This is a genomic window from Pseudomonadota bacterium, assembly GCA_010028905.1.
Lineage (GTDB): Bacteria > Vulcanimicrobiota > Xenobia > RGZZ01 > RGZZ01 > RGZZ01.
In genome coordinates, this window is sequence record RGZZ01000293.1 from 1 (window position 1) to 6,509 (window position 6,509).

A 6,509-nucleotide genomic window follows, 5' to 3' on the forward strand; every position below is an offset into this window, starting at 1 on the left:
TCGCCGTCTGCCGCTCAGCAGGTGGCGACGGGCACGCTCTATGGTCGCGTCGAAGACGAGGCCGCGCAGTCTGTGGTCGGCGCCGAGGTCATTCTCGACAATGGGCCGCTGCGGGGCGTGAGCGACGGTCAAGGCGCGTTTCGCATCGCGGGGGTTCCCGTCGGGCCACACACCATGCACATCCACTGCCGTGGCTACCGGTCGGCGACAGGCCAGGTGAAGGTCTTGCAGGGGGTGGAGCGCAGCGTCCTCGTGGGGCTAAAGCGCTCAGGCGCACCCCCCGTGGCGAGAACGGGCGTGTACACCGTCAATGCCTACAGCTACACGGTATCGGGGCGCAAGCGCTGGGTGCGTCGCATCGAGGTGTGGGAGTACGGCAACGGATCGAAGCACTGGTCGGGCTACTGGTCAACCCCGCTCTCGCCTCGCTCGCTGGCCTGCAACGGCGTGACCCTGGGCCGTTCGTATCGCGTTCGCGTGATATGGCGCGGACGCAGCGGCCGCGACTACACCGGGACCTACACGCGCACGCCGAGCAGCGAGCACCAGACGGTGAGCTTCTACAATCCCTAGCGCGCGCTGTCCGGAAGATTCAACCCCGCCTCCTGCCGCTCATCCCGACGGTTCCACGTCGACCCGCGCGATGCAACATTCGTTGCGCCACGTGTTCATGGCGTGGTTTCCCCTGGCCCTGAGCTTCGAGCTGATGATGATGGAGGCGCCGTCGCTGCAGGCCGCCGTGGGACGACTGGCCGACCCTCGCCTCAATCTCGCGGCCTGGGGACTCACCATCTCGCTCTCGCTGCTCATCGAGAGTCCCGTCATCATGCTGCTGCCAACCTCCATCGCGCTGAGTCGATCGCGTCCGGCGTTCGACACGCTGCGTCGCTTCGTGCTCAGACTGTGCGTGGCATGCACGGCACTCACCGCGGCGCTCGCACTCACACCGCTCTACGCCCGCGTCACCGAGGCGATCATGCGTCAGCCGGCCGATATCGTCGAGGCTGCGCGACCGGCTCTTGGCATCATGCTGCTGTGGACGGGGGCCATCGGATATCGTCGGTTCTATCAAGGCCTGCTGGTGCGGGCGCGCCAGGCGAACCGCGTGTCGTGGGGAACGGGGGTTCGACTGGTGACGGTGCTTGCCACCGCGGTCTTCCTGGTGCGTCATGGGCAGATGCCGGGGGTTCAGGTCGCCGCAACGGCCATCATGGTGGGGGTCATCTCGGAAGCGTTTGTCACGCGCCTGTTCGCGCGCGAGGCGGTGCGCGACCTGGACGCGGACGACGCGGAAGAGGCGCCGCTCACCACGCGCGATGTCGTTCGCTTTCACACGCCGCTTGCGGCGACCTCGCTCCTCACCCTTCTCGCGCCCCCCATCACGGCGGCGGCCGTGGCCTGGCTTCCCAACGCGGTGGACACCCTCGCCGCGTGGCCCGTCGCCTTCGGTGTCATGCTCGTCATTCGTGGGGGCGGGCTGGCCTTGCAAGAGGCGTCGGTGGCGTGCGCACACGATGCGCGGGCACGCGCGCCGCTGCACCGGTTTGCGTGGGTGGTAGGTGTGCTCACGAGTGCCGTGGCTGCCCTGCTGGCGTTCACGCCCCTGCTCGATCTCTATCTCGGGGCCGCGCTCCAGGTGCCGCTCCAGCTGCATCCTCTCGTGCGCCGCTCCACCGCGATCTGCGTGGCGCTTCCTCTGTTCACGGCCCTCTCGTCGCACCTGCGCGGCCTGCTCATGATCGAGAAGGACACAGGGGGCGTCTACGCGGGCATGGGGGTGGGCCTTGTCACGCAGTGCGCGGTGCTTGCCCTCGGGGTGTTCCTGAACATCGCGGGCATCGATGTCGCGGGGTTCGGGCTCATGAGCGCTGCGATATTCGAGTGGCTCTATCTGCGGATGCGGATTCGCCGCTCGGCGTCGCTGGCCTGACGATACCAGTGAATCGTCTGGCGCAGCCCGTCTTGCAGAGACGTGCGTGCCCGCGTTCCGAGGTGGGCTTCGAGGCGGCTGATGTCGACGGTGCGGCACAGAGACGCGGTGGGGCGCGACGTGTCGTACGTCGGCTGAACGGCGTGCCCGCTCTCAGCCAGTACCGCGTCGACCGCCTCGCGCACCGTCGATGCGACTCCGCTGCCGAGGTTCAGGGGAATTCCGGGCAGCGGGCGGGCGATGAGGTCGGCTAGATCGCGCGCCGTGTCAGCGGCGAAGTAGAAATCGCGCACGGCGCTGCCGTCGCCCCACACCACGAAGGGGTCGATCTTCTCGACGGCGCGTCGCACCAGGGCGGCGAGCACGTTGGCGCCCTGCCCGAAGCGATCGTGCGGGCCGTACATGCTCGTGGCGCGCACGATGGTGACCTGGGTCTTGCTGACCCGGGTGTAGTGCGCGGCAAGACGCTCGAGGTAGCGGTGCATCTCGCCCACGCCCTCGTAGAGCGGTGACGGGGGCACGTTGTGATCGAGCGCGTCTTCACGAATCGGGTGAGTGCATTCCGGGTAGACGGTGGCGCTGCTCATCAGCAGCGCGTTCGCAACCCCGTTTCGGCTGCAGGCCTCGAGCAGGCCGCCCACGATCTGCAGCGTGGGCAGAATCTCTGCGGTGGGACTGGTGGCCTCGAGCATGGTGCCCGACTTCTCGATGGCGCAGATGGCCACGCAGTCGAAGCCGCGCGTCACCGCCAGGCAGTCGTCGAAGCGCGTGAGATCGCACGGATCTGATGGGACGCCGAGCACGGGTGCGTGGTGGCGCGTGGCCGCCACCTCGACGCCGCGGCGCGCGAGCTCGAGGCAGAGATGCTGGCCCACGAGTCCGGCGCCACCCGCCACGCGCACGCGCATGTCAGCGGAAGACGTCGTAGCGGCCGGCGCCGGTCTGCCGGTTTTGCGCGTACCAGTCGATGGTCTCGCGAATGCCTGCTTCAAGGCTCACCGATGGTGCGATTCCCAGCGCGCGGGCCCGCGTCATGTCCATCACGCGCATGGCGTCGCCTCGCGGCTTCGAGGTGTCCCACTCGACGCGAGGCGGTGAATCGAGCTGGGCGGTCACCACGTCGACCAGCTCGCGAATCGAGGTGCCCACGCCGCTGCCCAGGTTCACGGGCTTTGAGCAGCGCTGCTCGAACACGGTGAGCATGCCTGCGGCCACGTCTCTTGCGTGAATGAAGTCGCGTCGCGCCGAGCCGTCTCCCCACACGACGAGGGGATTCTCACCATCAACGGCGCGGCGCACGATCGATGGAACCACCATGGCGTTCTGCAGGTCGAAGTTGTCGTAGGGGCCGTAGGTGTTGGCCGGCCGCACGATGTAGAGGTCTTCCCAGCCGTACTCGACGCGATACGACTCGACCTGCAGCTCGCACAGCCGCTTGGCCCAGCCGGGCACGCGGTCGTTCGGGCTCGGGAATGTGCTCCACACGTCGTCTTCGCGGAGCACCTCGGCCGGGCTGTACACCGCGATGGAACTGGTGAACAGATAGCGCTTCACGCCGCAGCGGCGCGCGGCCTCGAGCAGGTGAAAGCTGAAGAGCACCGTGGGCGTGATGAAGCTTGCAGGCCGCGTGGTCGAGACGGCGGGCGAGCCCTTCACCCCGCACAGCTGGAACACGAACTCGATGCCGTCGCAGGCCTGGGCGCAGGCCGCGGGGTCGGTGAGGTCGAGACGCTGGAACTCGCTCCCCGCGGGGGCGCGAGACGCGTCGTCGAGCGACACCACCCGCACCTTCGCTCCGCGCTCGAGGAGCATCTCGACCAGCGGTCGGCCGATGAGGCCCGTTCCGCCCGCCACCAGAACGCTTCGATTCTTGAACATCAGGCACCCACCCGTTGCGCGCGCGCTGCCGGCATCAGTAGTGGCCCGCGATCTCGCGCGTCGTGACGCAGTTTCCGTACAGGTAGGCGCCCTTCTTGTTGCCGTACCATATCACCTGCCGGCACCAGTCGTCCCACGTGGTCCATCGCTCGCTGGTGCGATCGATGTGATAGCGGGTGGGTGAAGGGGTCAGCGTGGCCTCGTCGCCCACCACCTTCGCGCGATGCCAGGCCAGCAGGTCGTATCCGACCTCGATGACGCAGTCAGCGGTCTCGAACGGGCGCTTGAGCAGGGCCTGATTGAGCGTGATGGCGTCGTGCAGCGCGCCAGGGGGAAGCGGCGTCGCGCTCGACGCGAGGGCGCGGGTCAGCACACGCTCGGCTTCGGCGTAGAATGCGTCGAGACGGTTCTCGAAGACCAGCTCGATGAGGGCGTGCTCGTCAGCGGGCCAGAATATGTTGAGCCACTGCGGCGCCGGGACATACTCGGTGCCACCCGCCTGAATCGAGGCGGCGGTCTCGATGAAGAACCGACGTACCCCCTCGAGCACCGGCGCCTCGCTCAGGTCGCCGTCGGTGAACTGCAGAATCAGCTCACGATACGAGAGCCCGCCCAGCTCGTGGGCAAGCACCAGTGGGATCTGCAGCACCTTGTCGAAGTGCAGCAGGGCCGTCATCCACGAGAACGCCCGCGCTCTGCGCCAGTCGTCTCTGGGCAGGGTGGCCGTTGCTATCACCAGCTCCTGCGATTCGTGCACCTCGTCATCGTCGGCCACCAGCGTGCCGTGGATGTTGATGATCTTCGTCTCGACGGTCTCGAGGCCGTGGGCCGCGCGATAGGCCGGATCGGCCATCTCGGCGTTGGGCAGAATGGTGAGGTTGTTGAACTGGATGCGGTTGTGCTGCCCTTGCTCGATGACCGCCGACACGCCTTCGGTGAACGATGCGTAGGTCTCGCCGGGCAGCCCGAGGATGAGATCGCTGTAGGTCTCGACCCGATCCCGGGTGAAGCGGCGCTGCAGCTCGCGATACGAGTCAGACGAGATGTTCTTGCGCTTGATCTTCTCGAGGGTGCCGGGGTCGACCGACTGCAGCGAGAGGGTCACGCCCTTGTTCAATCCGCTGCGTGAGAGTATCGACTGCACCTCGTAGGCGCGCTCGGTGGCGTTCTTGGTGTTCTGCACCGACAGCGCCTGCGGGTAGCCGCGCTCGGCCTTCAGCTTCGCGGCGTAGGTGGCGATCTCGATGTCACGCGGCAGAATTCCGAAGTTGGCGTCGCAGCAGAAGATGAACTCGGTGCGATGGGCGGCGAACCAGTCGAGCTCGCCGTGCAGGCGCGTCAAGTCGAAGGGGTAGACCTTGGCGGCCACCGCTGAGCCCCAGTCGCAGAAGGTGCACGAGAACGGGCAGCCTCGGTTGGTCTCCCAGAGCGCGAGCCACGTCTCGTCCGGGTTCGCGGCGATGAGCGGCTCGAACACGCCTTCGAGATAGGGCGACGGGATCTCGTCGAGGGTCTTCAAGCGCGCGGCCCGAGGGTTGGTTACCAGTCGCTCGCCGTCTCGCCACGTCAGCGACGGCACCTCGCGCCAGTCGACGGCCTCGAGCGAGGCGGCGTGCCGGCGCTGTTCGAGCAGCTGCAGGAAGGCCCGCTCGCCCTCACCGTGGCAGGCCAGATCGATGAACGGGTGCTCGCGCAGAAAGGCCTCGGGGCGATCGGGCACCTGGGGACCGCCGAAGACGATGCACACCGCGGGGTTGTGCGCCTTCAGGCGTCGCGCGATCTCGAGCGAGATGCGGATGTTCCACACATAGGTGCTGAAGGCCACCACGTCGGCCGATTCGAGATGCGCGACGGCCTGCGACACCGGCAGCCGCTTGTAGAGGGGCAGCAGGAAGCCGAAGGCGTCGGGGGGGGCGTGCTTCTCGACGTAGGCCTGCAGCAGCCCCACTGAGTACGGGAAGTAGTTCTGGTTCGAGAAGCTGTTGTTGATCTGAACCTGTCCGATGGTGAGCGGCCGCATGCGGGTGTTCTTCGTCATCGGTGCGTGCGATACCATTCCACGGTGTCAGCCACGCCTTCGCGGAGGGTCACGCTTGGGGCGAACCCCAGCAGATGGCGGGCTCGCGTGATGTCGACGAGGCGAAATGGGATGGCTGTGGGCTTCGAGGGGTCGAACAGCGGCGTCTCGCCGCCTCGGCCCACGGCGTCGAGAACCAAGGCGGCGACCTCGCCCACGGTGGTCGCCTCGCCGGAGCCCAGGTTCAGGGGCTCATCGACCTCCGAGCCGAGCAGCTCCAGGCCGCCCCGAGCCAGGTCGGTGACGTGGAGGAAGTCGCGCACCTCGCGGCCGTCTCCCCACACGCGCAGCGGCGTCTCGCCCTCCACCGCCCGTCTGATGAGACCCGCCATGACGTGTGACGTGGCCGCATCGAAGCTGTCGTGGCGCCCGTACACGGCTGGCGGACGGCACACGGCCACGCGGGTGGTCGAGCGGCGATCGACGAGCTCGCCGAGCCGTTCGAGGTAGCGGCGCATCCAGCCGTAGCCGAAGTAGCCTTCGTAGGGATCGGCCGACCACATCTCGCTCTCTTTCACGGGGTGCGTGGCGGGCGGGTAGCCGGTCGAGCTGCCGAACAGCAGCACCTTTTTGACCCCCTGCGCCCATGCGGCTTCGAGCACCCGGGCCGTGAGCACGAGATTG

The 6,509-nt window shown here is 67.5% G+C and carries 6 protein-coding genes; 2 read left to right on the forward strand and 4 right to left on the reverse strand.

Annotated elements, in window-relative coordinates; genetic code table 11:
• Together EB084_17165 and EB084_17170 are read left to right on the forward strand one after the other, a co-directional pair.
• Positions 1 to 573: carboxypeptidase regulatory-like domain-containing protein (locus EB084_17165; GenBank protein NDD29988.1), on the forward strand; the 573-nt coding region annotated here is incomplete at its 5' end.
• Between the two features lie 91 nt (positions 574 to 664).
• Positions 665 to 1,930, forward strand: a complete 1,266-nt coding sequence (locus EB084_17170; GenBank protein ID NDD29989.1) for a hypothetical protein — start codon at positions 665 to 667, stop codon at positions 1,928 to 1,930.
• Here the strand turns inward: EB084_17170 and EB084_17175 are convergent.
• Genes EB084_17175 through EB084_17190 form a run of 4 tightly spaced genes read right to left on the reverse strand, consistent with a single transcriptional unit; the run spans position 1,888 to position 6,502 of the window.
• Positions 1,888 to 2,838: an NAD-dependent epimerase/dehydratase family protein gene (locus tag EB084_17175; GenBank protein NDD29990.1), complete on the reverse strand. Its 951-nt coding sequence runs from the start codon at positions 2,836 to 2,838 to the stop codon at positions 1,888 to 1,890. The genes EB084_17170 and EB084_17175 overlap by 43 nt on opposite strands.
• A 1-nt stretch (position 2,839) precedes the next feature.
• Entirely contained in the window at positions 2,840 to 3,808 is a 969-nt protein-coding gene (locus tag EB084_17180; GenBank protein NDD29991.1) for an NAD-dependent epimerase/dehydratase family protein, read from the reverse strand.
• Positions 3,809 to 3,842: 34 nt separating this feature from the next.
• Entirely contained in the window at positions 3,843 to 5,864 is a 2,022-nt protein-coding gene (locus tag EB084_17185) for a radical SAM protein (protein ID NDD29992.1), read from the reverse strand.
• Positions 5,843 to 6,502 (reverse strand): NAD-dependent epimerase/dehydratase family protein, encoded by a 660-nt coding sequence (locus tag EB084_17190; GenBank protein NDD29993.1) that lies wholly within the window; start codon positions 6,500 to 6,502, stop codon positions 5,843 to 5,845. The genes EB084_17185 and EB084_17190 overlap by 22 nt, the downstream gene beginning before the upstream one ends.
• Positions 6,503 to 6,509 lie beyond the last annotated feature (7 nt).